The 26,223-nt window shown below is 41.3% G+C and carries 26 protein-coding genes, 2 tRNA genes and 1 rRNA gene; all 29 read right to left on the bottom strand.

The window, feature by feature from the left end:
• Positions 1-358, bottom strand: a 16S ribosomal RNA gene (locus tag B6A27_RS02620); the annotation flags it as partial.
• 300 nt (positions 359-658) lie between these two features.
• Complete coding sequence (gene lysS / locus B6A27_RS02615; protein ID WP_080859996.1) at positions 659-2,143, bottom strand: lysine--tRNA ligase; 1,485 nt, start codon at positions 2,141-2,143, stop codon at positions 659-661.
• Between the two features lie 84 nt (positions 2,144-2,227).
• Complete coding sequence (gene dusB / locus B6A27_RS02610) at positions 2,228-3,229, bottom strand: tRNA dihydrouridine synthase DusB (RefSeq protein WP_066151161.1); 1,002 nt, start codon at positions 3,227-3,229, stop codon at positions 2,228-2,230.
• Positions 3,222-3,464 carry a helix-turn-helix domain-containing protein gene (locus tag B6A27_RS02605; RefSeq protein ID WP_080859995.1) on the bottom strand — a complete coding sequence of 81 codons (243 nt, stop codon included), beginning with the start codon at positions 3,462-3,464 and terminating at the stop codon, positions 3,222-3,224. Before B6A27_RS02605 ends, dusB begins: the two co-directional genes overlap by 8 nt.
• The gene (gene folK / locus B6A27_RS02600) at positions 3,416-3,943 is read right to left on the bottom strand and encodes a 2-amino-4-hydroxy-6-hydroxymethyldihydropteridine diphosphokinase (RefSeq protein ID WP_066151165.1); all 528 of its coding nucleotides are present in this window, start codon (positions 3,941-3,943) and stop codon (positions 3,416-3,418) included. The genes B6A27_RS02605 and folK overlap by 49 nt, the downstream gene beginning before the upstream one ends.
• Positions 3,944-4,303 carry a dihydroneopterin aldolase gene (gene folB, locus B6A27_RS02595; protein ID WP_066151252.1) on the bottom strand — a complete coding sequence of 120 codons (360 nt, stop codon included), beginning with the start codon at positions 4,301-4,303 and terminating at the stop codon, positions 3,944-3,946.
• Positions 4,296-5,129 (bottom strand): dihydropteroate synthase, encoded by an 834-nt coding sequence (gene folP, locus B6A27_RS02590; RefSeq protein WP_080859993.1) that lies wholly within the window; start codon positions 5,127-5,129, stop codon positions 4,296-4,298. Before folP ends, folB begins: the two co-directional genes overlap by 8 nt.
• Complete coding sequence (gene pabC, locus B6A27_RS02585; RefSeq protein ID WP_080859991.1) at positions 5,126-6,004, bottom strand: aminodeoxychorismate lyase; 879 nt, start codon at positions 6,002-6,004, stop codon at positions 5,126-5,128. Before pabC ends, folP begins: the two co-directional genes overlap by 4 nt.
• Before the next feature lie 3 nt (positions 6,005-6,007).
• A complete protein-coding gene (gene pabA / locus B6A27_RS02580; protein ID WP_044743287.1) occupies positions 6,008-6,586 on the bottom strand; it encodes an aminodeoxychorismate/anthranilate synthase component II in 579 nt (192 codons plus the stop codon).
• Positions 6,587-6,592: 6 nt separating this feature from the next.
• Positions 6,593-8,008 carry an anthranilate synthase component I gene (gene trpE / locus B6A27_RS02575; RefSeq protein ID WP_080859989.1) on the bottom strand — a complete coding sequence of 472 codons (1,416 nt, stop codon included), beginning with the start codon at positions 8,006-8,008 and terminating at the stop codon, positions 6,593-6,595.
• Between the two features lie 98 nt (positions 8,009-8,106).
• Positions 8,107-9,033, bottom strand: coding sequence for a cysteine synthase A (gene cysK / locus B6A27_RS02570; protein WP_066151178.1), 927 nt, complete (start codon positions 9,031-9,033; stop codon positions 8,107-8,109).
• Positions 9,034-9,120: 87 nt separating this feature from the next.
• The gene (hslO, locus tag B6A27_RS02565; RefSeq protein ID WP_080859987.1) at positions 9,121-10,011 is read right to left on the bottom strand and encodes an Hsp33 family molecular chaperone HslO; all 891 of its coding nucleotides are present in this window, start codon (positions 10,009-10,011) and stop codon (positions 9,121-9,123) included.
• 15 nt (positions 10,012-10,026) lie between these two features.
• A complete protein-coding gene (locus tag B6A27_RS02560) occupies positions 10,027-10,800 on the bottom strand; it encodes a type III pantothenate kinase (protein ID WP_080859985.1) in 774 nt (257 codons plus the stop codon).
• Between the two features lie 194 nt (positions 10,801-10,994).
• Positions 10,995-12,887, bottom strand: coding sequence for an ATP-dependent zinc metalloprotease FtsH (gene ftsH / locus B6A27_RS02555; RefSeq protein ID WP_044743283.1), 1,893 nt, complete (start codon positions 12,885-12,887; stop codon positions 10,995-10,997).
• A 91-nt stretch (positions 12,888-12,978) separates the two neighbouring features.
• Positions 12,979-13,524 (bottom strand): hypoxanthine phosphoribosyltransferase, encoded by a 546-nt coding sequence (gene hpt, locus B6A27_RS02550; RefSeq protein WP_044743282.1) that lies wholly within the window; start codon positions 13,522-13,524, stop codon positions 12,979-12,981.
• Between the two features lie 22 nt (positions 13,525-13,546).
• Positions 13,547-14,938: a tRNA lysidine(34) synthetase TilS gene (gene tilS, locus B6A27_RS02545; RefSeq protein ID WP_066151185.1), complete on the bottom strand. Its 1,392-nt coding sequence runs from the start codon at positions 14,936-14,938 to the stop codon at positions 13,547-13,549.
• Between the two features lie 86 nt (positions 14,939-15,024).
• A complete protein-coding gene (locus B6A27_RS02540; RefSeq protein WP_080859984.1) occupies positions 15,025-16,008 on the bottom strand; it encodes a protein kinase domain-containing protein in 984 nt (327 codons plus the stop codon).
• Positions 15,974-16,714 carry a VWA domain-containing protein gene (locus B6A27_RS02535; protein WP_044743279.1) on the bottom strand — a complete coding sequence of 247 codons (741 nt, stop codon included), beginning with the start codon at positions 16,712-16,714 and terminating at the stop codon, positions 15,974-15,976. Before B6A27_RS02535 ends, B6A27_RS02540 begins: the two co-directional genes overlap by 35 nt.
• Before the next feature lie 61 nt (positions 16,715-16,775).
• Positions 16,776-19,253 (bottom strand): stage II sporulation protein E, encoded by a 2,478-nt coding sequence (spoIIE, locus tag B6A27_RS02530; RefSeq protein ID WP_080859983.1) that lies wholly within the window; start codon positions 19,251-19,253, stop codon positions 16,776-16,778.
• A gap of 196 nt (positions 19,254-19,449) precedes the next feature.
• Positions 19,450-19,521: transfer RNA gene (locus tag B6A27_RS02525), tRNA-Glu, on the bottom strand.
• A gap of 12 nt (positions 19,522-19,533) precedes the next feature.
• Positions 19,534-19,607, bottom strand: a tRNA-Met gene (locus tag B6A27_RS02520).
• A gap of 307 nt (positions 19,608-19,914) precedes the next feature.
• A complete protein-coding gene (locus B6A27_RS02515) occupies positions 19,915-20,313 on the bottom strand; it encodes a S1 domain-containing RNA-binding protein (protein ID WP_066151188.1) in 399 nt (132 codons plus the stop codon).
• A gap of 115 nt (positions 20,314-20,428) precedes the next feature.
• Positions 20,429-20,800, bottom strand: a complete 372-nt coding sequence (locus B6A27_RS02510) for an FtsB family cell division protein (protein WP_080859981.1) — start codon at positions 20,798-20,800, stop codon at positions 20,429-20,431.
• Positions 20,801-20,817: 17 nt separating this feature from the next.
• A complete protein-coding gene (gene yabQ / locus B6A27_RS02505; RefSeq protein ID WP_080859979.1) occupies positions 20,818-21,429 on the bottom strand; it encodes a spore cortex biosynthesis protein YabQ in 612 nt (203 codons plus the stop codon).
• Positions 21,426-21,728 (bottom strand): sporulation protein YabP, encoded by a 303-nt coding sequence (gene yabP, locus B6A27_RS02500; protein WP_044742018.1) that lies wholly within the window; start codon positions 21,726-21,728, stop codon positions 21,426-21,428. The genes yabQ and yabP overlap by 4 nt, the downstream gene beginning before the upstream one ends.
• Before the next feature lie 73 nt (positions 21,729-21,801).
• Positions 21,802-22,080: an RNA-binding S4 domain-containing protein gene (locus B6A27_RS02495; RefSeq protein WP_066151198.1), complete on the bottom strand. Its 279-nt coding sequence runs from the start codon at positions 22,078-22,080 to the stop codon at positions 21,802-21,804.
• 14 nt (positions 22,081-22,094) lie between these two features.
• Positions 22,095-23,558 (bottom strand): bifunctional methyltransferase/pyrophosphohydrolase YabN, encoded by a 1,464-nt coding sequence (yabN, locus tag B6A27_RS02490; protein WP_080859977.1) that lies wholly within the window; start codon positions 23,556-23,558, stop codon positions 22,095-22,097.
• Entirely contained in the window at positions 23,555-25,156 is a 1,602-nt protein-coding gene (locus B6A27_RS02485) for a putative polysaccharide biosynthesis protein (RefSeq protein ID WP_080859974.1), read from the bottom strand. Before B6A27_RS02485 ends, yabN begins: the two co-directional genes overlap by 4 nt.
• A 370-nt stretch (positions 25,157-25,526) precedes the next feature.
• A complete protein-coding gene (spoVT, locus tag B6A27_RS02480; RefSeq protein WP_044742022.1) occupies positions 25,527-26,063 on the bottom strand; it encodes a stage V sporulation protein T in 537 nt (178 codons plus the stop codon).
• Between the last annotated feature and the right edge of the window lie 160 nt (positions 26,064-26,223).

The following is a 26,223-nucleotide window of genomic DNA, read 5'->3' as shown; positions in this document are numbered from 1 at the left end:
CTCCCGTAGGAGTCTGGGCCGTGTCTCAGTCCCAGTGTGGCCGATCACCCTCTCAGGTCGGCTACGCATCGTCGCCTTGGTGAGCCGTTACCTCACCAACTAGCTAATGCGCCGCGGGCCCATCCGTAAGTGACAGCCGAAGCCGCCTTTCAACTAAAGACCATGCGGTCTTTAGACTTATCGGGTATTAGCTCCGGTTTCCCGAAGTTATCCCCGTCTTACGGGCAGGTTACCCACGTGTTACTCACCCGTCCGCCGCTAACCAAACAGAAGCAAGCTTCTATTCGGTCCGCTCGACTTGCATGTATTAGGCACGCCGCCAGCGTTCGTCCTGAGCCAGGATCAAACTCTCCAAAAGAAAGTTGATTGGCTATTATTTAAATTTCGGTTGACCATACCGAAACTTTTCGATTAACGCTTCGTTTTGTTCAGTTTTCAAAGAACATTTATCTTATCGCTCACAGGCGACTTTATCAATATAACATTTGTCTTTTAGCTTGTCAACTACTTTTTTAACTATTCATTACTGTTTTTGATCGACTAAAAGCGACGTTTTTTAATATATCACTTGCACGAAAATAAATCAATAGTTTTTATTAAAAAAATAAATTAAAATCCCCCATGAATTCCTTTCACAGGGGATTTTTTAGTATAACTTTTATCTATTACGCATTTGTGGAAATAGTAATACATCACGAATCGATGGTGAATTAGTCAACAACATAACTAATCTGTCGATTCCTATTCCTAATCCACCTGTTGGTGGCATCCCATATTCTAGAGCCTCAATAAAATCTTCATCCATCTCGTGTGCTTCATCGTTGCCTTGCTCACGCTCTTTAAGCTGTGCCTCGAATCTCTCTCTTTGATCGATTGGATCGTTTAATTCTGTGAATGCATTAGCATGCTCACGCCCTACAATAAACAGCTCAAAACGATCAGTGAATCGAGGATCTTCTGGATTTTTCTTCGCTAGCGGAGAAATCTCCACTGGATGACCATAAATAAAAGTCGGCTGAATGAGTTTATCTTCTACCTTTTGCTCGAAAAACTCATTGACAATATGACCAAATGTCATATGTGGCGCTACCTCCACGCCATGTTGTTTTGCCAATTCGCGAGCTTGCTCATCCGTCATTTGCCGCCAAAAATCTACTCCCACATATTCTTTAATAGCATCCACCATGTGAAGCCGTTTCCATTGTGGGGTTAAGTCTACTTCGTGCTCTCCGTATTGAATTTTTGTTGTACCTAGTACTTCTTGAGCGATATGGGCAATCATATTTTCCGTCAGGTTCATAATATCTTGATAATCCGCATACGCTTCATATAACTCAAGCATCGTGAATTCTGGATTATGTCGTGTAGAAACTCCTTCATTGCGGAATACACGGCCAATTTCATATACTTTTTCTAATCCACCTACAATAAGCCGTTTCAAATGCAATTCAATGGCAATCCGCATATATAGCGGAATATCTAGAGCATTATGATGCGTAATAAACGGACGCGCCGCTGCTCCTCCAGCGATGGAATGCATCATCGGTGTCTCTACTTCCAAATATCCATGAGTATCTAAATAACGACGCATCGATTGAATAATTAAACTACGAGTAATAAATGTATTTTTGCTTTCTGGATTTACAATTAAATCCAGATAACGCTGACGATAACGCTGTTCAATATCCTTCAAGCCATGATATTTTTCTGGAAGAGGCCGCAAAGACTTTGTTAGCAACTCATAAGCGGATACTTTAATCGACAATTCGCCTACTTTAGTTTTAAAAACGGTTCCTTGAACACCAACGATATCTCCTAGATCGGAAGTATCAAATATTTCATATTGTTCTTCACCAACATCATCTTTTCGCACATAAATTTGAATTTGACCTGTCAAATCTTGAATATGGGCAAATCCAGCTTTTCCTTTTCCCCTTTTTGTCATAATGCGGCCTGCAATGGCTACTTGGATATTCTTTTCTTCCAATTCTTCTTTTGATAAACCTCCATATAATTCAAAAAGCTCTTCGGCTTTATGCGTGCGTTCAAATCGTTTTCCAAATGGGTCAATACCCTTCTGTCTTAGTTTGCTTAGTTTTTCTCGACGTACTCGTAATTGGTCATTCAATTCTTCGTGACTCATATTCCATTCACTCCATTTTTTAATTTATTAAAAATACTGTCAGCAAAGGCTGACAGTAAATAGTCATGACATATATTCCTTCACTTACACAGCCTGCGCATCACTCTGTTGTTTTGCTTCTACTTCTTCAACGAACTGTCTTAAAAGATTGACCAGCTCTTCCCGAGTATTGCATTCGTTAATGGCATTTCTTACCCTTGCATTTCCACGTACGCCTTTTAAATACCAAGCGGCGTGTTTGCGCATTTCTTTGACCGCAATATGCTCATTTTTTAAAGCAATGAGACGATCTAAATGCAAAATGCACACATCTATTTTTTCTCGGACAGATGGCTCTGGTATCAATTCTCCAGTTTCTAAATAGCGAACTGTTCGATAAATCATCCATGGATTTCCCAAAGCAGCACGACCGATCATAACGCCGTCAACGCCTATTTCATCAAGCATTCTTTTGGCATCTTGAGGAGTTTGTACGTCTCCATTTCCAATCACCGGAATATTAACAGCTTCTTTTACCTGTTTAATGATATTCCAATCTGCTTTTCCTTCGTACATTTGCACTCTTGTTCTCCCGTGAACAGCAACAGCCTTGCCGCCTGCGCGCTCTACTGCTTGGGCATTTTCCACTGCATAAATATGATCTTCGTCCCAGCCGATACGCATTTTTACTGTTACAGGTTTTTCAACCGCATCGACGACAGCACTTACGACATCATAAATTTTATTCGGATCTAGCAACCATTTAGCTCCAGCGTCGCATTTTGTGATTTTTGGAACAGGACATCCCATATTAATATCAATAATATCAGCATTTGTATTTTTATCGACAAATTTCGCTGCCTCGACAAGCGTTTCCTTCTCTCCGCCAAAAATTTGCAAACTTAGCGGCTTTTCACGTTCATCAATATAAAGCATATTTAATGTTTTTTCATTATTGAACAAAATTCCTTTATCACTGACCATTTCTGCACAGACCAACCCCGCACCAAATTCCTTCACCGTCAGGCGGAACGCAGAATTACACACTCCTGCCATTGGCGCTAGAACAACACGGTTATTGATCTGAACATCACCAATTTTAAACATTTCTTGCCCTCCTTTCTTCTCCCGCTACGATCTCTGGTGGCGAGAGCTCCTCAACCGTAATGTTTAAGCATTGAGCTACCATTTGTAAAAACTGTTCTGTCGGCAGGCGATTGCCTCGTTCAATTTCCCCTAAAACCGATACAGAAATGCCCAACTGTTTGGCAAATCTCTCTTGTGTGTAGCCTTTTAGCTTTCGAAAAGCGCGAATACGTCTCCCCCACTTTTCTGCTTCCATAAATATACCCCTTCTTTATTTAATAATTGATCTATACATAACGATAAATCACCATTCAAATTTGGAATGTATATTTTCTCATTAAGCTCAAACAACGGAACTAATACAAACGCTCTTTCTGCCATTCGCGGATGCGGAATGGTAAGTTGTTCTGTTTCAATATTTTCACGATTATATAATAAAATGTCAAGGTCTATCGTACGCGGTCCCCAACGAATCTCTCGTTTTCGCCCAAGCTCCTGCTCAATTTTTTGCGTTTCTTCCAATAGTTCAAAAGGAGATAGCGATGTTTGAATTTGCACAACCATATTTAAAAACTTGTTCTGTTGGATGTAGCCAACCGGATCCGTTTCATAAATAGAGGAAGTTTGAATAACAGAGATTTGCGGATGTTCCGCTAGTTTTTGAACAGCTTTGTATAAATAAAGAATACGTTGTCCAATATTAGATCCCAAGGCAATATATGCGCAGTTTTCCATTTAACGTCTCCTTACTATTTCTACCGCTACAGATTGGTAATGGCCTTTAATAGGCGGATTCGGCTTCACCACTTTGACCGTGCATTGCAGAATCGAAGAAAACGCAGATAAAACATGGCAAGCAATTTGTTCCGCCACCGCCTCAATCAGTTTAAAGCGCTGCTCCTCCACGATTTCACGGCATATTTCATATAGAGCGGCATAATTAATCGTATCATCTAAACAATCGCTTTCTCCTGCTTTTTTCAAGTCAGTCTCAATCACTAAATCAACTATAAATCGCTGCCCCAATCTATTTTCTTCTGGGATGGCCCCGTGATATCCATAAAACTCCATTGCGTTTAGATAAATTTTATCGATGGCCATCGCCCCCTTTCCCTATCATGGCATCCATCATTTTTGCCATTCTAGCGATCGGCTGAACATCGTGGACACGAACGATGTGAACCCCTTTCGCAATCCCTAAACAAATCGTGGCTCCCGTCCCTTCCATACGCTCATGGACTGGCAAATCAAGAACATGGCCGATAAATGATTTTCGCGATGTTCCTAATAACAATGGATAGCCTAATTGTACAAACTTGTCCAAATGTCTCATGACTTGCAGATTATGCTCAGCTGTTTTTGCAAATCCGATGCCCGGGTCTAAGATAATATTTTCGTCCTTCACCCCAGCTTTTTTGGCTAACTCCACACTTTCCAACAGATCAGAAATCATATCGTTAATGAAGTCTTTATAATCTACTTGATAGCGATTATGCATTAAAATAATCGGCACTTGATAATGGGCAGCTACTTCTGCCATTTTCGTATCGGCTTTAGCCCCCCATATATCGTTAATTATATGCGCTCCCGCCTCAATAGCTTGTTTCGCTACTTCTGCCTTGTAAGTGTCTACAGAAATAGGAACCTTTATTTCATTGGCTAACGCTTTTACTACAGGTATCACTCGTTTTAATTCTTCTTCTAGCGCTACTTTCTCAGCTCCCGGGCGCGTCGATTCCCCTCCAATATCAATAATATCTGCTCCAGCATCTACCAATTGCTTGGCATGCTCAACAGCGCGATCGATTGCATTAAATTTTCCTCCATCCGAAAATGAATCAGGTGTTACATTTAAAATTCCCATGATGATTGTTTTTTGCTTTATATCAAGTGTATACGGTCCACACTGAATCACATTCATTGTTCCATACTGATCCTTTCTGTTAATTGATATCTTGTCCATAAAGAATGTGTGAAGCAAGCATAATGGGCCTTCAAAGATTGAACAAAGACGCCGCGTTCACCCGGATAAACGAAATGATCGATTCGCGAAACGGGAACAATTTCTTGAATTGAGTTCGTTAAAAATACCTCTTCTGCTTGTTCTAAATCCTTTAAGGTGTAAAGTCCTTCTTCACAGCGAATTCCTGAAACGCCGAGCATAGCCATGACAAACTGTCGTGTAACTCCATTTAAAATTCCTGTTTCTAGCGCTGGAGTATATACAATTCCGTCTTTCACCCAAAACAGATTGGAGACAATTCCTTCAGCAAGAAAGCCATAATGATTCAGAAAAATCCCTTCCATGTGAGGATGGCTTCTCATCTCGCGCTTACCAAGCACATTATTAAAATAATGATGCGATTTAAGACGCGTTTCTCCCTCAGGACTATTTCTCCTTGTTTTTAAAATGGTACACATTTTTTCTTTTACAGCTATTTCCGGCAATGATTTCATATATACAATAACAGTCGGCTCAGTATATGCATCGATTTGCAAACCAATATCGCCAATTCCCGCTGAGATATTTAAGCGAATATAAGCATCTTCTAAGCGATTAACTGCTAATAGCTGCTGAATGATTGCGATTGTCTCTTCCCGGCTAACTGAAAAACGGATTTGCATATCCACTAAACTTTTATGAAGGCGTGCAAGATGGTCATCCAGTAAAAACGGATGACGATTATAAGTACGAAAGGTTTCAAAGACTCCCAATCCATACATAAAGCCGTGATCAAATGGCGAAATACGGGCCTGTTCATTCGGAATAACTTTACCATTTATATATACATACATGGATTATCGATTCCTTTTATATGTTTGAATAAAATTGTTCAAAAGCTCCATCCCATATACAGTCATGATCGACTCTGGATGAAACTGAACCCCCTCTATAGGCAGCGTTTTATGACGGATTGCCATAATCTCGTCGTCTTCTGTCCACGCTGAAATGTCAAAGCATTCAGGCAATGTTTCTTTTTTTACAATTAATGAATGGTAGCGGGTAGCTGTAAATGGATTTGGAACCTCCGAAAAAATCGTTTTTCCATCATGTAAGATTTGTGATGTTTTTCCATGCATCAGCTTTTCCGCGCGAACCACTTCCCCGCCAAATACTTGTGCAATGGATTGATGGCCGAGGCACACTCCGAAAATAGGAATTTTGCCAGCGAAGTGCTCAATGGCTGCCAAGCTGACCCCCGCTTCATTCGGACTGCACGGCCCAGGCGAGATCATTAAAAAATCAGGATTCAATTGTTGTATGCCCTGCACATCGATCTCATCATTTCGTTTGACAATTAACTCCTCACCTAATTCTCCTAAATATTGAACTAAATTGTACGTAAATGAATCATAGTTATCGATCATTAAAATCATCTTTTCTCACCTCGTCATAAATAATCGCTCTGCTTCGCTCATCTCTTTTGCTTGCCACAGGGCTCTTGCTTTTTTCAAACATTCTTTGTATTCATGCGGTGGACGAGAATCAATAACAATCCCGGCGCCAGCTTGTACGTGCGCCATCCCGTCTTTGGCGATCATGGTTCGAATCGCAATATTAAACTCCATATCTCCATTAAAGCCGATCCAACCAATTGATCCGGTATAGATTCCGCGTCGCACTGGCTCTAATTCCTCAATGATTTCCATCGTGCGCACTTTTGGAGCCCCGGTAATCGTCCCGCCTGGAAATACGGCCTTTATCACATCAAAAACATCTTTTTCCTTTTTCATTTCTCCTGATACATGCGATACAATATGCATGACATGAGAATATGCTTCAATGGTCATCCATTCATCTACTTTTACTGTACCATATTTGCATACTCTGCCTAAATCATTGCGCTCTAAATCAACAAGCATGAGATGCTCTGCTCGCTCTTTCTCGTTTTCTAACAACTTATTAGCGATTTGTTGATCCTCCTCCGCTGTACTGCCTCGCGAACGTGTCCCCGCAATCGGTCTTGTACTCAGACGAGATTTTTGCTTTTTTATGAGCAATTCTGGTGAGCCGCTCACCACCTGAAATTCCGGAAAATGAAGATACCCCATATATGGAGAAGGATTTAACAGACGCAGCTTTTCATAAATGTGAAATGGATGTGTGAACAAAGGCTTGGATTGCCGCACTGACAGGTTGACTTGAAACACATCTCCTTGCCCGATATATTGCCGAACTTTTTCAACCGCCTCCATAAACTCCGTTTCTGTCATGGAAACAGATTCGCTTTGCGCCTTTGGAGTAAAAAACCACCCATTCGGCTGCTTGCTCTCCTGTAACCATAAGAATTCATAAAGCGAAAGACGCTTTTGTGCATCTTCGTGTTCTTCCTCTACATAATGAACAATGAGATGCAGAGCTTGTTCCTCATGATCATAAACAACAATATCGTCAAAAATTAAAAAATAAAGATCTGGAACTTTAAGATCATCCTCTGCTTGGGAAGGAAGGCGTTCGATATAGCGGACACAATCATAGCTAAAATAGCCCATCAATCCCCCTTGAAAATCGGGACCATCATCATCAAAATCCGTCTTCCATTGCGAAAACCATCGCTTTAGCAAATGTAACGGATTTCCTTGTAGCTTCAGTTCTTCTCCTCGATAGCGAAGCAAAAGCTCCTGTCCGCTTCCTTGTACCATTCCGGCTGGGCGCAAGCCGATAATGCTGTAACGCCCTGAACGTCCACTTTCTAGCAAAATATGATAAGGCTCATCTTGTGCGAGCCATTGATATTGTTTGAACCACTCCTTATGCTGATAAGCAATCTTTTTTTTGAGTATTCGCCTCAGTCTCATAAAAGGTCCATACCTCCCTTCCTTTGTTGCACCATACTTATTGTACTATAAAAAAATTTCGACAGGGAGTATTCCCTGCCGAGATATGCGACTTTTCCTTATTCTTCGAATTGATATAGCGCTGTACTTAAGTAACGCTCTCCATTACTTGGAACAATTGCCAATACTTTTTTTCCTTTTCCGAGCTGCTTGGCTACCTTTAGAGCTGCATGGATAGCTGCCCCTGATGAAATGCCTCCTAAAATTCCTTCTTCGCGGGCAGCGCGGCGAGCAGTCTCAAATGCTTCCTCTGTCTTTACAGCAATGACTTCGTCGTAAATATCTGTATTTAAAATATCTGGGACAAATCCAGCGCCAATGCCTTGGATTTTATGCGGTCCCGGTTTTCCTCCTGATAACACAGGAGAATCTGCAGGCTCTACTGCATAAATTTTAATATTTGGGTAGGCTTCACGCAGTACCTCGCCAGCTCCTGTAATCGTTCCACCAGTACCGATTCCAGCAATAAACGCATCCAGCTGATCGCCCATTTGTTCTACAATTTCTTTTCCTGTCGTAATTCGATGGATTTCCGGGTTCGCTTCGTTTTTAAATTGCTGTGGCATAAAATAGCCGTGTTCTTTAGCCAACTCTTCCGCTTTGTTGATCGCTCCTCGCATTCCTTCACTGCCTGGTGTCAATATAAGCTCCGCACCATATGCCCGCAATAGATTACGGCGTTCCAAGCTCATTGTATCAGGCATGACCAGAATGGCTTTATATCCTTTCGCAGCCGCTACCATCGCTAAGCCAATTCCAGTATTGCCGCTTGTCGGCTCAATAAGTGTATCTCCTGGCTTTAGCTTTCCTTCTTTTTCAGCGGCTTCAATCATTGCTAAAGCAATACGGTCTTTCACGCTGCTGCCTGGATTCATAAATTCCAGCTTTACGTATACATCTGCGCTGTCTTCGTCCACGATGCGATTTAATTTTACTGCTGGTGTGTCTCCGATTAATTCTGTAATAGAGTTTACTGCACGTGCCATTTTTTATCCACCCCTAATCCCGAGTAATTTTATAGAATTTGTTTAAAATTTATCAACTATTTTCTCAATTGTCAATTATTTAATTTTTTACTCGGTCGACGATTCAGCCATTTTCTTTAATTCATATAGCTCCTGTGTTGTAAAATGATACGCCTCATTGCAAAAATGGCACATTGCCTCAGCCTGCCCTTCTTCATCAATAATCGCTTGAATTTCTTCGGGGCCTAAGCTGATAAGGACATTTGCAATTCTTTCTCGTGAACAGCTGCATACAAAAGCAACAGGAAGAGTTTCAAGAATTTTTACATTTCCTTTGCCTAACAATTCTTCTAAAATCTCTTCAGGAGTCGCTCCTTTTTCAATCATTTTTGAAACCGGAGGAATGGCTTGAAGCCTTCGTTCAATTTCATGAATCGTTTGTTCTTCTGTATTAGGCATCAGCTGAATAATAAATCCGCCGGCTGCTAGGATTGTATGATCAGGGTTTACAAGCACCCCAACTCCAACAGAGGAAGGCACCTGCTCAGACGAAACAAAATAGTATGTGAAATCCTCTCCAAGCTCTCCAGACACAAGAGGAACTTGACCTGTGAAAAAATCACGCAGCCCTAAATCTTTCACAATCGTCAACGTTCCGTTTGTCCCTACTGCTCTGGCTACATCTAATTTGCCGTACTGATTTAAGTCAAAATGGACTTGCGGATTGGTCACATACCCTCTGACTTCTCCCTGGGCATTGCTGTCAACCATAATGGCGCCAAGCGGGCCCCCTCCCTCGATTTTAATGGTGAGCTTGCTATTTCCTTTTAGCATCGCTCCCATCATAACACCGGCTGTCATAGCGCGGCCAAGAGCGGCAGAAGCCGTTGGCCATGTCTGATGACGTCGCTGTGCCTCTCCAACGGTCGTTGTGGTTCGTACTGCATACGCCCTTACTTGTCCATCATAAGCCAAAGCTTTTACTAAGTAGTCTGACATTTCATTCACCTTTTCTTATTTTTTATCTGCATTTTTTATATAAAGGAGTTGCAGTCCTTTTAATGTTAAAAATGGATCAACGATATCAATTACGTTCGATTCGTTGGCAATCAAAGAAGCCAACCCTCCAGTTGCAATCACCTTCGGAGGAATGGCACTTTTTTCTTTCATCCGTGATACAATGCCTTCGACCTGTCCAACATAACCATATAGTATACCAGCCTGCATCGCACTGACGGTATTTTTCCCAATAATATCATCTGGACGCGCAATTTCAATCCTTGGCAATTTAGCTGCACGAGAATACAAAGCTTCTGTTGAAATCGTGATTCCCGGAGCAATCGCTCCTCCCATATATTGTTTATGTTCATTGATATAGCAATATGTTGTGGCAGTTCCAAAGTCAACGATAATTAACGGGCTCCCATAAAGGTGGATACCCGCAACAGCATTGACAATGCGGTCTGCCCCTACTTCTTTCGGATTATCATATTTAATATTGAGTCCTGTCTTAATTCCTGGTCCAACAATGAGTGGTTTAATATGAAAATATTTGTGACACATTCGTTCAAGCGCAAACATGATCGGCGGCACAACAGAAGAAATAATAATTCCATCAATATCAGAAAAATTAAGATCGACATGATTAAGGAGTGCTTGAATCGTCATTCCATATTCATCTTCTGTTTTTCCCCTGCTTGTTTCAATACGCCAATGATGCTTTAGCTCATCTCCATCATATACCCCTAATACAGTATTAGTATTTCCGACATCTAACACAAAAATCATCGCTTCATCCCCACTTTTCACACATTCTTGCCTTTTCATCATACCATAAGAATAGAAAAATTGCCTGCAAGGTAAGAAGCACGCAAAGTGTCCATCGATGGCGCTTGAAGCTAGACAGCGCCTTACTTCTAAAAAAAGAACGAGCGGTAATTTCTGATATGATGAAAAAAGATGCCTCTGTAAAAAGAGACATCTTATTCTTCTTCTTTCTTTGTATGAATATTTACTTTTACGTCTTCTTGTTGCTCTCCATTTCCCGTACGATTCGGAAGCGTTCCATGCTCAAAAAGATGTTTAATTTGCTCTGCATCTAACGTTTCCACTTGGAGTAATGTTTGGGCAATAAGCTCTAGTTTATCCCGTTGCTCTGTTAAGATATTTTTGGCTTTATCATAGCATTCCTTAATAATTCGCTGGATTTCTAAGTCAATTTCATATGCGATTTGATCGCTATAGTTTTGCTCACTATGCAAATCGCGGCCTAAAAACACTTGGCTATGAGACTGGCCGAACTGCATTGGGCCAAGCTTATCGCTCATTCCGAACTCTGTTACCATCCGACGAGCAATGTTTGTCGCACGCTGAAAATCGTTATGGGCTCCTGTGCTCACTTCATCAAAGACGATTTCTTCAGCGACACGGCCGCCCAGCAAGCCAGTAATTTTATCTAACAACTCTGGCTTGGTCATAAAGTAACGATCTTCTTTTGGCAACATTACCGCATAGCCACCTGCTTGCCCGCGTGGCACAATGGTGACTTTATGAACCATTTCCGCATCAGCTAATACCATGCCGATAACCGTATGTCCCGCTTCATGGTAAGCAACAATGCGACGCTCTTTCTCAGAAATCACGCGGCTCTTTTTCGCCGGTCCGGCGATGACGCGATCGGTAGCTTCGTCAATATCGCTCATATCAATTTTCTTTTTGTTTTGCCGCGCAGCTACGAGAGCTGCTTCATTGAGCAAATTCTCTAAATCAGCGCCAGAAAATCCTGGAGTGCGCATAGCAATGGCTTTTAAATCAACAGATTCATCCAATGGTTTGTTGCGGGCATGGACTCGCAACACCGCTTCACGCCCTTTCACATCCGGGCGATCTACCGTGATTTGACGGTCAAAGCGGCCCGGGCGCAGCAATGCTGGATCAAGAATGTCTGGACGGTTCGTTGCCGCAATAATAATAATGCCTTCATTGCCGCTAAATCCATCCATTTCCACAAGCAATTGGTTCAGCGTTTGCTCGCGTTCATCATGTCCACCGCCAAGCCCCGCACCACGCTGACGACCGACCGCATCGATTTCATCAATAAAAATAATACAAGGCGCATTCTTTTTCGCAGTTTCAAACAAATCACGCACGCGTGATGCACCGACACCTACAAACATTTCTACAAAGTCCGAACCGCTGATGGAGAAAAACGGAACTCCTGCTTCTCCAGCTACCGCACGAGCTAACAACGTCTTCCCTGTACCAGGAGGTCCAACAAGCAGCACTCCCTTTGGAATGCGAGCACCCAACTCGGCAAATTTTCTCGGGTCTTTTAAAAATTCCACAATCTCTACAAGTTCCTGCTTCTCTTCATCTGCGCCAGCCACATCGCGGAAGCGCACTTTTTTCTTTTCTTCGTTATAAAGTCTTGCGCGGCTTTTTCCGAAATTCATTACTCGGCTGCCGCCGCCTTGCGCTTGATTCAGCAAGAAGAAAAATAAAATGAAAATGATAACAAACGGAATAATCGACGTAAAGAACGTCACCCAACCGCTTGTTTCATCCGCCGGCATCACTTCTACTCTCGTCCGTTTAGCCGCCGCGTCAATACGGTTTAAAACAGGATCACTGTTCATTACATACGTAGAAAAATACTGGCCTTCACGATAGTCTTTTAACTGACCTCTAATCTCGTATACGCCACGTTCCGGCTTCATGGAAAACGTTTTGACATCACCGTTTTCTAGATGGGTAATAAAAGCATCGTATGTCATCGGTTCAGTCCGCTGGTTGCTCCCATTAAAGAAGCTGACAACGCCAATGACCACGAGAAAAATTAGTAAATAAAATATCGTATTACGGAAGATCCGATTCATTTCTTGCCTCCTCCCATATGAAACACGCTATATTCAATAGTACCATAGAAAATCATTCCAACACAACCAATTCACCGTATGGACTGCCGCTTTATTTGCTGTATACTTCAGGCTTTAACACACCGATATAAGGAAGGTTGCGATATTTTTCACAATAGTCTAGCCCATACCCCACCACAAACTCATCCGGAACGACAAAGCCAACATAATCTGCTTCAATATCTGCTTTTCGTCCAGCTGGTTTATCTAAAAGCGTCACAATCTTGATCGATTTTGCTTTGCGGTAGCGGAACAGCTCTACCAAGTAACTCAGGGTCAGACCGCTGTCAATAATGTCCTCGATAATTAAGATGTCACGTCCTTCAACAGACGTATTCAAATCTTTTAAGATTTTGACTTCTCCAGATGACACCGTCGCATTTCCATAGCTAGACACATCCATAAAATCCATTTCTAAGTATGTATCAATATGCTTTAGCAAATCCGACATGAAAGGCATTGCCCCCTTTAACACGCCCACAGCCAGCGGAAACCGTCCGTCATATTCCTCTGTAAGCAGTTTACCTAGCTCCTTTACCTTTTCCTGTATTTGTTCCTGTGTCACTAAAACTTTTTGAATATCTTGATTCATCCCCATTTTCTTTTTTCCTCCTAGATGTTCATTGCTCTTTATAGTGTAATACAAGATATCGCATTTTTGTAACATCAGTTGCTTCAAAAGCGGATTTTTTTAGCTTTGGAAGCCACAAAATTCTCCCTTGTCCATCTTCAAGTACAGGCCAGCTATCTCGTTCATGCAAAGGGATTTTTTTTTCAATAAAAATATCCTTGATTTTTTTTGTTCCCTTCATCCCTTTTAATGTCATGCGATCACCCTTGCGCCTTGTTCGCACACGCAGAGGAAGTTCAAGCGTTTCTGGATCTAGAACCAGTATGGCATTTCCTTTTCGCTCCCTCGGATAGTGTTCCCAAAATTCGCTTATGATTGCACATCCATTTGGCAAATACAACGTTGTTGGTATGGCTGCATCAAATTCGACCATATAAGCCCCTGTTTTCTTTTCTTGGAACGTGAAGGTACAGCTATCATAAGAACGAATGATTTTTAGACCATTTGGAAAATCCAGCCTGCCTGAAGGATGGTTATTGTTTAAAATGGCTAACACATTTTTTATATGTAACGAGGACAAAGAGGAAGGCTTTCCATCATAAAGACAGTTCAATATTAGTTGAATCCCTCTTCTTTGTAAAGGCTTAGGCATCGCTTGAAACGGCTGAATCCGCAAAGTAATTTCGTCAGATTGCTTTTCCATTACCTTATTCATCGCTTGCTCCGTTAATTCCTCTAAAAAGGCTTCATCCTCCATCATCGTTTCACTATAATATTGAAACCGTTCATGGACACGCGGATTTTCTTTTTTCAAAAAAGGAAGGAGCACGTGGCGAAATCGGTTTCTTGTATAGCTATCTTTCGTATTGCTTTCATCGTAGCGAGGCTGAAGGCCATGATCATAACAGTATGCTTCAATATCATCCCGACTGATGCATAAAAATGGACGGATGATATAACCATCGTGAAATGGCCGCTTAACCGGAATCCCGGCATATCCCTTCTGGCTACTTCCACGAACAAGCCTCATTAAAATTGTTTCAATTTGGTCGTCACCATGATGCGCCAACGCTACATAAGAAGCAGAATGCTTCTCCATGATTTCCTGAAAAAAACGGTAACGGCATATGCGAGCTGCCTCCTGTACACCTATCTTGGTCTGACGTTGGAAAGAAGGAACGTCAATTTGTGTTGCCTCACATATAATACCGAACTGAGCGCAAAAATGTTTCACAAAATTCATATCTTCTTCTGATTGTAGACCGCGAAACATATGATCTACATGAGCAGCAACAAGCTTGATTTTCCATTCATGTCGAATAGTATAAAAAAAATGTAGCAAAGCAAGAGAATCAGGTCCACCTGATACACCAACTACAACAGTCGAATTCGGCTCAAGCAGCTGATGCGTCTGAATAAAGGAACGGACGGTCGAAAGCATATAGCAAAAACCCTCTTCTATCAATTTTCTTCATTATTTATCGTATCATTAATGAAATATTTTCTCAAAAAAGAAGGTTTGTCAATTTAAAGAACTTGTCCATATAAGTATAGTACGTATACGAATAATAAAATGGCAGCAATAAATGCCGTTTCAATCACTCCTCCTCGCCGCTTTTTTGCTTTCCGCCGTTTTTTCCTGCTTCTTGATGAAGGAATTGTTTGGGGAGGAACATGCTTTTCTTTTGGCGGGAGATCAGAATGATGAATAGCTGCTACCAGATCTCGTTTCATTTCAATCGCTTGCTTATAGGTTCCATCAATCGCTTTCATAAGGGCTTTGCGATATTTTCGCAATGTCGCATCCGCTTCAATCATAGATAGTAACTGCTGACGCGCATTTTCCTTTTTGGTAAATTGTGTAGGATAGCAAACATGAATCATCATCATTGCGACTGCGAATAGATCATAAGCAGGGTCTGCTTTTCGTGAACCAAATCCCCAATATCCCCGATCATAAAATTCAGTAAATTCTTTAATTGCTCTTCCTTGCAAAGTCGTACCGCCAACATCAAGTAGCCGAATAGTTGGTGGCATTCCTGCCACTAGCAAATTCTCTGGTTTTAAATCTCCAAATACCCAGCCTTCTTTATGCAGCTTATCTAATGCAGATAGCAATTGCAAAATTAAAATGATCATCCATTCTTTTCCTCTTTTTTTAATAAAGGAAAAGAACTCCTCTCCTTTAATATATTCCATTACATAAAAAGGAGTCAGGCGATTGGTAGAGGGATCAAGCCAGTCATCCACGTCTAGCAAAGAAGGCCCAAGGGCGGCTCCTTGGACCTTGGAAAAACGTTTTAATACATTTACTTCAGATAAAATGGTGGTGTTATTATCACTTAATTTAATCGCCACAAGCCCCTTTTGGCTTTCCGCCAAATAAACAACCCCATTTGCTCCGTTGCCGAGCAGCTTAATCATTTTGTATGCTTTGCGATGCCATTTTCCCGTAATAATCGTTCCAGTCGGCAGCTTACATAGATGATTCTTCAAAGTATGATTCATCACCAGAGATCAAACTCCTTAAGGAACGTTTTTTATTGAAGTAGTAGGAAACCGCTTCACGTAATGCAGGACCTGTCGGTGTAAGTCCTCCAGACGTTAATTTCGGAAATACGGACGATAGTGCCTCCAGATTAGGTGTCCAGTCCATCACTTTTTCTACATTTCCTTGTTTCCCAGGAAATACGAAAACAGAGAATTGGTTATCTCCGGTACGGGCATTTAAGCTCAACGATAAATCAAATAATGCTTCTTTGACTGTTGGCAGCTTGGTTTTCATGCTTCCGCTTGTGTCTATTAATATTAAAACTTCCAATTCAATCGTTTCGCCGAGTTCATCGACAACTTCCATGACTTCTCCGCGCTTTTCTGGAGGCAGATCCTCTAACGATGTATCGGAACCTAAAATCTGCTTTAGCTCTTTATTAACCACTCCTTGCAATGTTTGTGTCATCGCTTTTCGTGTGACCATTTGCACGGTTTGTGATAGCTGTTTAGCATAAACAACCTGACTAACTCCACCTCCCGCCATTGCAATTCCTTCTATTTCACGCAAGCCGTTTTCATCAATCGTATCTTGATCAAGCACACCAATGACATTGACTGTAATTCCCTGCTCCTTAGCTAGAGAAGCCATTGCGATCGGATCTTCTCCGTGGTTGGAGCAACCATCCGTAATTAATAAAATTTGCCGTAATGTTCCTTTTCGCACCTTTCATTCCCCTCCTCAAATGATGTATTACCATCATCGACGGAATGAAAGAATTTTATACTTATTGAGCTTTTTTCGCATACATATAAGCCGGAATCGTTGCCCATTTTGGCGTATTATGCTTAATCTTAGCTACGATTACGGTCATATCATCCTCGATTTTTCCAGAACGAGTTCGAATCACCTCTTCCATGATTAAATCCGCTACTTCTTGTGGATCATTGGTTTGCAATTCGGTAATTTTTCGTTTCATCCATAGCTCATGATTCTCGACATGGGAAGGCCCTTCAAATACTCCATCGCTCATCATAATTAATAGATCGCCCGCTTTTAATTGCTCGCTAACCATTTCAAATTCGAATTCTTTAATAATTCCTATTGGTAAATTGCTTGATTCAATTTTCATCACTTTATTTCCTCTTTTAACAAAACTAGGAATAGAGCCGATTTTCAAAAATTTCGTGGCCGCATTTTGCAGATCAATAATCGCTAAATCAAGTGTTGAAAAAATTTCATCCGTCGTTCTCAGTGAAAGAATCGAATTAATCGACTTAATGGCTACTGTTTCATCAATACCTGTTTGTAAAATTTTTTGCAATAACCGAAGCGTTTCATTGCTTTCATTATGCGCTCTTTCTCCATTCCCCATCCCATCGCTGATTGCAATCGCATATTTTCCTGCGCCAAGCTCAATCATGGAATAACTATCACCAGAAACAAATCCCCCTCCTTTTGCTGCAAACGCTACCCCTGTTTCGACAACAAAAGCTTTCGTTGATCCGAATGCAACACGGCAATATCCATTTGGATAGGCGGCACACTCCTCTCTTTTGACAACAATGGTTTCATCTAAAATATCAGAAAGCATCGGCGCGATTAATTTTTCACATTCCCCTCGCCCCTCGCAATATGGAATGCTCATCTCAATATCAATATTTCCTTTTTCCAAACTATAAATATCAACATGCCCCACCTCGATGCCAAACTCCTGCAACGCGTGGAAAATTTGTTCCTCCTGTAAATAATGATTTTCGCGCTCCCGTTGAATCTCTTTAGCGAAATCTTCCATAACTTGCGAAACTCCCATAAGTTGTTCAGCCACAAGCTTGCGGCTCTCTTGAATTTGCTTTCGCAGTTTTTGATTAGCTTGATAAATCGCAACATCCTTTTCCATCACTTCAACCATTTTTTTGGCCTTCATGCAGTAGCGATCCCATTCACGCAAAAGTTTATGGTTTTGCATGAGATTTCCTGTCTCAGCCTCTGTCATAATCTGTTTCATATAATCATATGTTGTATCAAACTGTTGAGACCAGCATTGTTCTTTCCTAAAGCATGTTTGGCATGTTTTCTCAGCAATATTGCTAAGGAAATAGTCAACCTCTTTTTCGCTATATTCATGATCTGAAAGAAGCCGATCGCTAGAAAAGCTGTTAGCCAATGCCTGAAACACACGGGAAAATTGCGAAACTCTCTGAGCAGTCACATCGCGCACTTTCCGTACATATTGCTGTTGTTCATTCATATACTCGACAGTGCCAGGTACATACTTGGCTACCTTTTCTATTAACGAGCTAGGAGTAAGCAGAAACAACAATGTCGCAACGCAAGATTCCAATATGGTTGGAACGACATCCATTTTTCCGTTTCCATACAATCCGATCAATAAAGTAGCAACAAGCATTCCAAAAGCCGCACCAATTTTCTTGCCTTCTTTCAATAAGCCGCCTAAAAGCCCAGCAAATGCAAGCAATCCCATTTCATATAAATTGTCCACATTCGCTAAGCTTAAAATCAGTCCTGTTACTACTCCTACTGTCGAACCAACTGTTGTACCTGCCACAAAAGCAAATAGTAATACGAGATAACGGGATAAAATATACTCAGCAGATAAATCAGATAGCTGCCAGCCAATCGTACCTGTTAGCATCGAAGCAAGTAAAATAACGAGAGAAATAATTTCCTCAGACCTTAATGATTGCTTATATTTTTGCATTGTTAACAGAGGAATGCTTTGCAGAAAAATCAGAGTAAGGACAAACCCAAGACCAGCTTCAATCAAAGCCATGATATTTTCGTACATTGTCGGTGTACCCGATAAAAGGTAAATAACCGCCAATTTTGTAGAAAAAGAGAGACAAAATACAACAACAGGGAGCGTTTTCAGTGATTCATCAAAAAATTTCTTAATGAATGGATAGAGCAGCAAAAAGCTAACCATCCCTCCCAAAACAAACAGCGCCGTTTCAAACGATACCGTTAGTGATCCTGCTACTAAAGCAATAAATGCTAACCCTGCTTTTTCACGGCGCATCATATAAACAGACACAAAAAATGGCAAAGCAAATGGAATCAGCTTTGATAAAATGAGCGCGCGCCCAAGCAAAAAACCAATGACTAATAATAGAAATCCTTTATGAATAAACAAATGCCCTAACCTTAATTTCAAATGCTTCGTCCAACGTGAGAAAATAGCTGGTGTGTTGTTAAGCGGCACCTCTGAAATTTGGTTGATTAAACGACTTTCAATTCTTTCCACTTCCGAACCACTCCTTTGTTTTTTCTATTAGCCCTATTATATCTCCTGAATTATCAAAAATTTGTCAAAAAAGGAACGCTGTATAAAAAACTGTTCGACGAATTTCATGCTCACTTGCCATAATGATACAGGCTCTGCCTTGTTTGAAAAAAATAAAAAAGGATGCTTCCTATTGCTAGGAAGCATCCTCCTGTAGTGACCCGTACGGGATTCGAACCCGTGTTACCGCCGTGAAAGGGCGGTGTCTTAACCACTTGACCAACGGGCCTTATTTTTATGATAGCGGCGGAGGGAATCGAACCCCCGACCTCACGGGTATGAACCGTACGCTCTAGCCAGCTGAGCTACGCCGCCATATAACGACAATTATAATTTTAATTTTCTATTTTTCTTTTGTCAACATTTTTTTATCTATTTTTGAATGTAAAAAGGAATATGGCCACCGTTCTGCCTTGCCTGTACTTACATAACAAGCATCGCTGTCTATCGCATGACGATCCCTGTATTCTTTGACAAAACGAGCGACATTTACACACGTCAGCCGCTTGAGTTTGTATGACCATCATCAGATGCGACATAGAAAAAGCATCCATCAGCTGGATGCTTCTATACGTTCACCATTTACTTATCTGCCCGATTATTATGGTAATTCAGCAGCAAGTCAACCGCGTCTCGCGCCACGACCTCCTCGTTTTGATTCAGTATGACGTTTTAGAGAGGCTAAACGATCTTCGCTTTCTTTTAAAAAGCGGCTGATTTTTTGTTCGAAACTCTCTTTTGTGGCACGATCATTCACTTTCGTACGCGGGCGCTGTGAAGACTGCGATTCTTTTGCCTTTTTAATCGACAAGCCGATTTTTCCGTCTTTTTCAACATTAATGACTCTGACATCTACCACATCGCCGACTTTAAGATGATCATTAATATCTTTTACATAATTATCGGCTACTTCGCTAATATGCACCAAGCCTGTTACGCCGTCTGGCAGCTCCACAAACGCTCCGAATTTTGTAATTCCCGTTACTTTGCCTTGTAACTTGCTGCCTACTTCAATTGACATAAAAAAAGTGCTCCTCCTTAATCATTAAAAAAGTAAAAATTATTTTCTTTATTATAACGAATGCGAAAAACAGGTGTCAATAAGCTCAATGCCCATGTCTTGAGGGATTCGCTGATTATTTTTTCGGAACAGCAAATATGATTTCCCCTTCTTTTGATAAATAATACTTTTTTCTGGCCAGTTCCGCAATATAGTCATCGTCATGCAGCTTTTTAATTTCGTCCTCCAATTGCTTTTGCTGCTTCTCCAACGCTTTTAATTGTTTCTCGAGCTTCTGCTGCTCTTTTACCTTCGCCTCAATATCGGCGGACTGAGAGTGGAGAGAATATAAAAATACAGTGGACAGCGCCATGAGCACCGCACATAAAAAAGCAAAACGAATAACAACCATACGCCGTCTTTTTGCCGTTTTCCTTTCTTTTTCTTCGTGTGCTAGAGCATATGAAGAATGAAGCTTTGTCACATTGTTTTTATGTAAAGCACTCACATTTTATACCTCCACTCCTATTTTCGGAATTTAGAGCTCCTTTTTATGATGATATTCTTGACTCTTTGCACAACTCCTGCCGCCCAATCAAAAAATTTAGCTATTGTCTCTCTTTGTTTAAGCGGAACCATCATCCAAAGCCATTTTATCAGCCAAAAAACAGGCATTAGCAAAAAAATAACACAACGATAGAGCAGTTTACATGTCGAAAGAATCAATTTCCATATCACAAGCAAAAGCAGCAGTAATAGATGCAGAAGCCCTTGTATAGGGCGAACCACTATATAATAGCATGTCCTGACAAAAAAGCGGAACAATGCTGTAAAAAAGCGAATTAACATTTCTAATAGCCGCAAATATAGGCTGCGCAACAAGCTTTGATAAGCGGCATAACCACATAAAATAGCTAAAAAAATATAAACTCGCAGTTCCCCTTCATTGACAAGCAGCAATACATAAAAAATAATGAGACCCTGGAGGAGCCAGAATAAAACATCATTAATAAAAACGATGAAACGAGCCCGCTTCCGGCGTTGTAAAAAGCGGCTATATGTGTCGATCGACAGGCCGAGCCAGCCGCCCATTCCAATCATAGCAAGCATCGTTTCGAGTTGAGTGGTTACACTCATTTGAACAACTTGCTAAAGAATCCTTTAGCTTTCTCCTGATGATGTTCATCTAAATAAATCAAATCGAAAATTTTCCCCTTGATGGAAACAATTCCTTTATCAACATCTAAGTTTTTCATTTGCAAGTTTTGTCCCCGAATAGACAAAAATCCCATCACTGTTTCCAACAAAAACTCTTCGCTGTCAAAGCTTTCTACCTGCTTGACACCCGTAATATCTAAAAGCCGGCGCCCCCGCATCACCACATCATGCTCTTGCACAGCTCCTTTATTGTTCATTCCTTCGTAATGTTGGCTCATATTCATCCCCCGCAATCATCTCACATTTGTACCATATGTATGAATGCGAGGGACATTTTAGAACAAGCTGTCATCATTCATTTTGTGGGAGTTCCTCTTCGATACGCTCTTCCTTTATAATTTCATAAAGCTGCGACGCTTCTTCTTTTTTTGTCGTTTCTTTTAAATCAGTAATTTTAACAGTCAATTTTTTCTGTCCAAATTGAATCGTCACTTCATCCCCTATTTTCACTGTTGAGCTAGCCTTTGCAATGGTATCGTTGATCGCGATACGCCCTTGCTCTGCCACTTCTTTCGCTAATGTCCGCCTTTTAATAAGGCGTGATACCTTCAAAAACTTATCAAGCCGCATTAGCCTTCCTCCTTTTATAGACCTTTCTCCTTTGCTTCCTCCCACCATTGATCAAGCTCTTGTAGAGATAGTGCCTCCATGCGCAAGCCGCGCGTCTTCACCTGCTCTTCAATATAAGAAAAACGACGGTAAAATTTCATATTTGTTGCCTGTAACGCCTCTTCCGGATTGATCTTATAATAACGAGCGATGTTGACAAGAGCAAACAATAGATCTCCGAACTCATTCATTTGCTTTTTCACATCTTGGTGTCCTTGCAAAAGCTCCTGTTTAAATTCTTGCATTTCTTCTTCTACTTTCTCCCACATCGGTTTTACGTCATCCCAATCAAAGCCGACTTTTGCTGCTTTTGCTTGAAATTCATAAGCCTTTAGAAGGCTTGATAAACTTTTCGGCACTTGGTCAAGCAACGATACAGAACGGTCTTGTTTTTCTTTTTCCTTAATCAGCTGCCAATTTTGCAAAACTTCCTCTGCATTTTGTACCTCTATGTCTCCAAATACATGAGGATGGCGGCGAATCATTTTCTCCGTAATTCCTTTGATGACATCAAATATGGAAAAAAGACCCTCATCCTCACCAATTTGCGCATGCAGCATCACTTGCAATAAAACATCTCCCAATTCTTCAATGATGCCGTCATCGTCCTGCATATCAATAGCATCAAACAGTTCATATGCTTCTTCTAGCAAATATTTTTTTAATGATTCGTGCGTCTGCTTACGATCCCATGGACAGCCATTTGGTCCGCGGAGTGTAGCAATGACATGACGCAATTTCTCAAAACGATGATACAGCCACTTTTCTTCCCTCACAGGCGGAACGTAGACGCTCGTTAAATTGTTCAGCTCCGTAACACGATCCAGCTCATATAAAGGAATTTGAATCACTTTTTCTGCTGCCGTCCCTGCCGCTGTCACCACATAAACAGGATAATCATCTGGCAGTTGTTCCATTAATGTGAGTTTCACTTCAGAAGCAATGAATGAATCATATACTTGACAAAAAACAACGTGATTCGTTAACTGCCACTCCTCTTGCTGAAACGATGTTGCATCCAGAAGCTGAAAGCCTTCAATTGGATCGATTTTCACAGCGGCAAACAGCGGATCCAAAAAGCTTTGGCCCCCTGAAACCACCACCCGGCATTGCTGCTTTTGTTCAGCCTCTAATAAAAGCTGTACCGTTTTTTCTGCTACGAGAGGGTGTCCAGGTACCGCATAATATACATCGCTCGTTTGCGCTTTGTCCAACAGTACACGAACAATCGCTTCATATACTTCTTCAAACGTTTCATATGTTTGATATAACTCATCAAAAGAGGTGGCCGAGACCCCTTCATCAATAAGTGCTTGTACAACCGGATGCTCTTTTGTGCGCAAAAAAAGTGGAGAAGCCGTTTTTAATTGACGGTAAATGCCAAGCGGCAATTGATCTATATCTCCCGCACCCAAGCCAAAAATAAAAATCGTATTCACTTTTCATCACCTATTTTGCCAAGAAATATGCGTAATTTTTCTCCAAAAGGAAATAAAGCAATCTCTTTTGGAGAGAAAAGCTTTCCTCTTAAAATCATTATAATATAAACGCTTCCTCCAAGCAGCACGCCAAGCAATGCTTGACCTGTCGCTTCCAGCCGGCTTCCTCCCCACAGCTGCGTTCCCCACATATATAGTTTTAATGATACCACCATTATAAGCGCCGCTTTCATTACAGCATATACATCTTTCTTCTTAATAAACCAAACACCTATCTTCTTTCGTAATACTTGATACAGAAACAAAAACATCACGATGTATGAAAGCCAGGTAGCCCATGACGCTCCGGCAATTCCAAACATAGGGACAAACCAAAGATTGCCCAACCACTTACTAATAAACGCAATGAGTACGCCAATGACGGCAAATTGCTCATATCCAATCCCTTGTAAAAGGGCGGAAGCTGTAAGAGACATCGTGGTAAAAAAAATAGATAGCGATAAAATAGCTAATGGCCAAGAGCCGGCATCATTTTTGAACAGCATGATGTTGACCGGGCGGATTAACGCAGCCAAGCCAAAAGCCGCACCGATACCGACAACAAGAGCAACCCGCAAGGTGACGTCTATTTTTTCTAAAATAAATGTCTCGTCCCCGCGTTTTTTCGCTCCTGCAATGAGCGGCACAAGCGTTAATGAGAACGATGTCGCAACAACGGTTCCTAGCTGCACAAGCGGCTGACCGCGATCATATACTCCTTTAAATGCTTTCGCAGCCTGCTCCTCTATTCCTTTTTCCATTAACAATGATAATAACGACATCGCATCAGCAAGTTGAGTAAGCGTTAGTGCCATATTGGCTATACAGATCGTCAATCCTTGTACAAATAAATACCGAATAACACTTTGAGCAGACAGCCTCGAAGCTTCGTAGAAATACAGTGAACGTGCGCTGCGCAGCCAATACGCACTTAAAAGCAAAAGCGCTGCAAACCCTCCCGTCAACGATCCAAAAATAGCACCTGTTCCAGCTTCATACATGGTATGTCCCGTTTTCACTAAAAGATATGAACAGATGATAATCGTGGCTACTCGCACGGATTGCTCTGCTACTTGTGACAGAGCCGTTGGCATCATCTCATTTTTTCCTTGGAAATAACCGCGTAATACGGAAAGAAAGGGCAGGAGTAAAAATGAGAAAGAAATGGTACGAATCAGCGGTGTCAACTTTTCATCTCCCATCCATTGCGCAATCCACCCTCCCCCTACGTACAACACACCGAAGCAAAGCAGGCCCATAACAGCTAAAAACCAGAATGAGACTTGCAAAACATAGCGAATTCCCGCTTCATTTTTTTCTTCTGCTTGCTCCGCTACAAGTTTAGAGATGACAACGGGATAGCCGTATGTAGCTAAAGCTATAACCATTGCATAAATCGGATAAACCTGCTGATAAATGTAGAAACCGATATCGCCTACAATATTTTGATAAGGGATACGGTAAAAAGCGCTCAATATTTTCGTTACAACGGCTGCAATAGCCAAAACAGTAGCTCCGCGCCATATGCTTGCATTTCGCGATTCACCATTTATAGCCATTTCGCTTCACCTTCCAACACTCTAAAAGCTAGCCCTTGCCATTATAACGCAAAAAGAAAAAGACAGCATAGCAGCTGCCTTTCTGAAGGAATAGAATGCTGTTTATTCAAAACAGCCCGCTCGCCTCAAAGCTCGTTGCATAAAGTACAAACATTCCTTAAGGGGATAACATTTTATTAGGCGTCCATTCTGTTTTAAAATCTCAGGCGCTCTTTTTAGCATACCCCGTAAACGATAACCCAATAGCAAGCAGGTCGACATTGATAGCCGTTATAACATTTGCCTGCTTTAGACATGCGAGCGGAGGCCATTCACGTGTTACCGCTCAAAATATAGCGATATCGTTTGTTAAGTAATCCACTTTATTTCATTATTGCTCCATTTGCCGCGCTAAAAAGCTTGCAGCAGTTTCCGCTGATTTGTGCTCTACTTCGCCAATCGTTTTGTCTTTTGATAAAATGACAACAGCTCCAATTGGATCCCCGTTCGCCACAATCGGTCCGATTGTATATGATTTCAATCGTTCCTCATGGCCATCGACAAGCTCCACTTCACTCTCTTCTGTATGGATCACAGACTGGCGCTCCTCCATTGCTTTCTCAATAAGAGAGCTTACACCTTTATTGAGAAATTCTTTTTTCGACACACCAGCTACGGCGATAAAGGTATCTCGGTCACAAATTAAAACCGGATGACCTAAGCTGTCAAACAATGCCTCTGCATATTCTTTCGCAAAATCACCAAGCTCGCTAATAGGCGAATATTTTTTTAATATAACCTCACCATCACGATCAACGAATATTTCGAGCGGATCTCCTTCTCGAATACGCAACGTTCTGCGAATTTCTTTTGGAATGACAACGCGTCCTAAATCATCAATTCGACGAACAATACCAGTTGCTTTCATCTATTGATGCCTCACTTTCATCTAAATTTAAAAATTACATCGATGAATCCTTCGTTGAAGAATTCACCATTGTTGTGATTAGTATCCTTCACAACCCAACTTCTATACACGATGAAAGTGATTTTTTCAATTTTAGATAAAATTCCCCAACCTCCATGAT

The organism is Anoxybacillus sp. UARK-01, assembly GCF_002075365.1.
Lineage (GTDB): Bacteria > Bacillota > Bacilli > Bacillales > Anoxybacillaceae > Anoxybacteroides > Anoxybacteroides rupiense.
The sequence above is the reverse complement of the archived record's forward strand: the minus strand, read 5'-3'. Positions and strand labels throughout refer to the sequence as shown.

Coding starts and splice junctions, on each gene's coding strand:
- yabQ (WP_080859979.1), bottom strand. CDS start 21,429: ATGAGTGTAACCACTCAACTCGAAACGATGCTTGCTATGATTGGAATG.
- spoVT (WP_044742022.1), bottom strand. CDS start 26,063: ATGAAAGCAACTGGTATTGTTCGTCGAATTGATGATTTAGGACGCGTT.
- hpt (WP_044743282.1), bottom strand. CDS start 13,524: ATGGGGATGAATCAAGATATTCAAAAAGTTTTAGTGACACAGGAACAA.
- B6A27_RS02560 (WP_080859985.1), bottom strand. CDS start 10,800: ATGATTTTTGTGTTAGATGTCGGAAATACTAATACTGTATTAGGGGTA.
- ftsH (WP_044743283.1), bottom strand. CDS start 12,887: ATGAATCGGATCTTCCGTAATACGATATTTTATTTACTAATTTTTCTC.
- lysS (WP_080859996.1), bottom strand. CDS start 2,143: ATGAGTCACGAAGAATTGAATGACCAATTACGAGTACGTCGAGAAAAA.
- yabP (WP_044742018.1), bottom strand. CDS start 21,728: ATGAGCCAACATTACGAAGGAATGAACAATAAAGGAGCTGTGCAAGAG.
- cysK (WP_066151178.1), bottom strand. CDS start 9,033: ATGGCACGTGCAGTAAACTCTATTACAGAATTAATCGGAGACACACCA.
- folP (WP_080859993.1), bottom strand. CDS start 5,129: ATGAATGTGATTCAGTGTGGACCGTATACACTTGATATAAAGCAAAAA.
- B6A27_RS02495 (WP_066151198.1), bottom strand. CDS start 22,080: ATGCGGCTTGATAAGTTTTTGAAGGTATCACGCCTTATTAAAAGGCGG.
- hslO (WP_080859987.1), bottom strand. CDS start 10,011: ATGTCAGACTACTTAGTAAAAGCTTTGGCTTATGATGGACAAGTAAGG.
- B6A27_RS02515 (WP_066151188.1), bottom strand. CDS start 20,313: ATGTCAATTGAAGTAGGCAGCAAGTTACAAGGCAAAGTAACGGGAATT.
- folK (WP_066151165.1), bottom strand. CDS start 3,943: ATGGAAAACTGCGCATATATTGCCTTGGGATCTAATATTGGACAACGT.
- pabA (WP_044743287.1), bottom strand. CDS start 6,586: ATGATTTTAATGATCGATAACTATGATTCATTTACGTACAATTTAGTT.
- pabC (WP_080859991.1), bottom strand. CDS start 6,004: ATGTATGTATATATAAATGGTAAAGTTATTCCGAATGAACAGGCCCGT.
- B6A27_RS02605 (WP_080859995.1), bottom strand. CDS start 3,464: ATGGAAGCAGAAAAGTGGGGGAGACGTATTCGCGCTTTTCGAAAGCTA.
- dusB (WP_066151161.1), bottom strand. CDS start 3,229: ATGTTTAAAATTGGTGATGTTCAGATCAATAACCGTGTTGTTCTAGCG.
- B6A27_RS02485 (WP_080859974.1), bottom strand. CDS start 25,156: ATGGCTATAAATGGTGAATCGCGAAATGCAAGCATATGGCGCGGAGCT.
- trpE (WP_080859989.1), bottom strand. CDS start 8,008: ATGAGACTGAGGCGAATACTCAAAAAAAAGATTGCTTATCAGCATAAG.
- tilS (WP_066151185.1), bottom strand. CDS start 14,938: ATGCTTTCGACCGTCCGTTCCTTTATTCAGACGCATCAGCTGCTTGAG.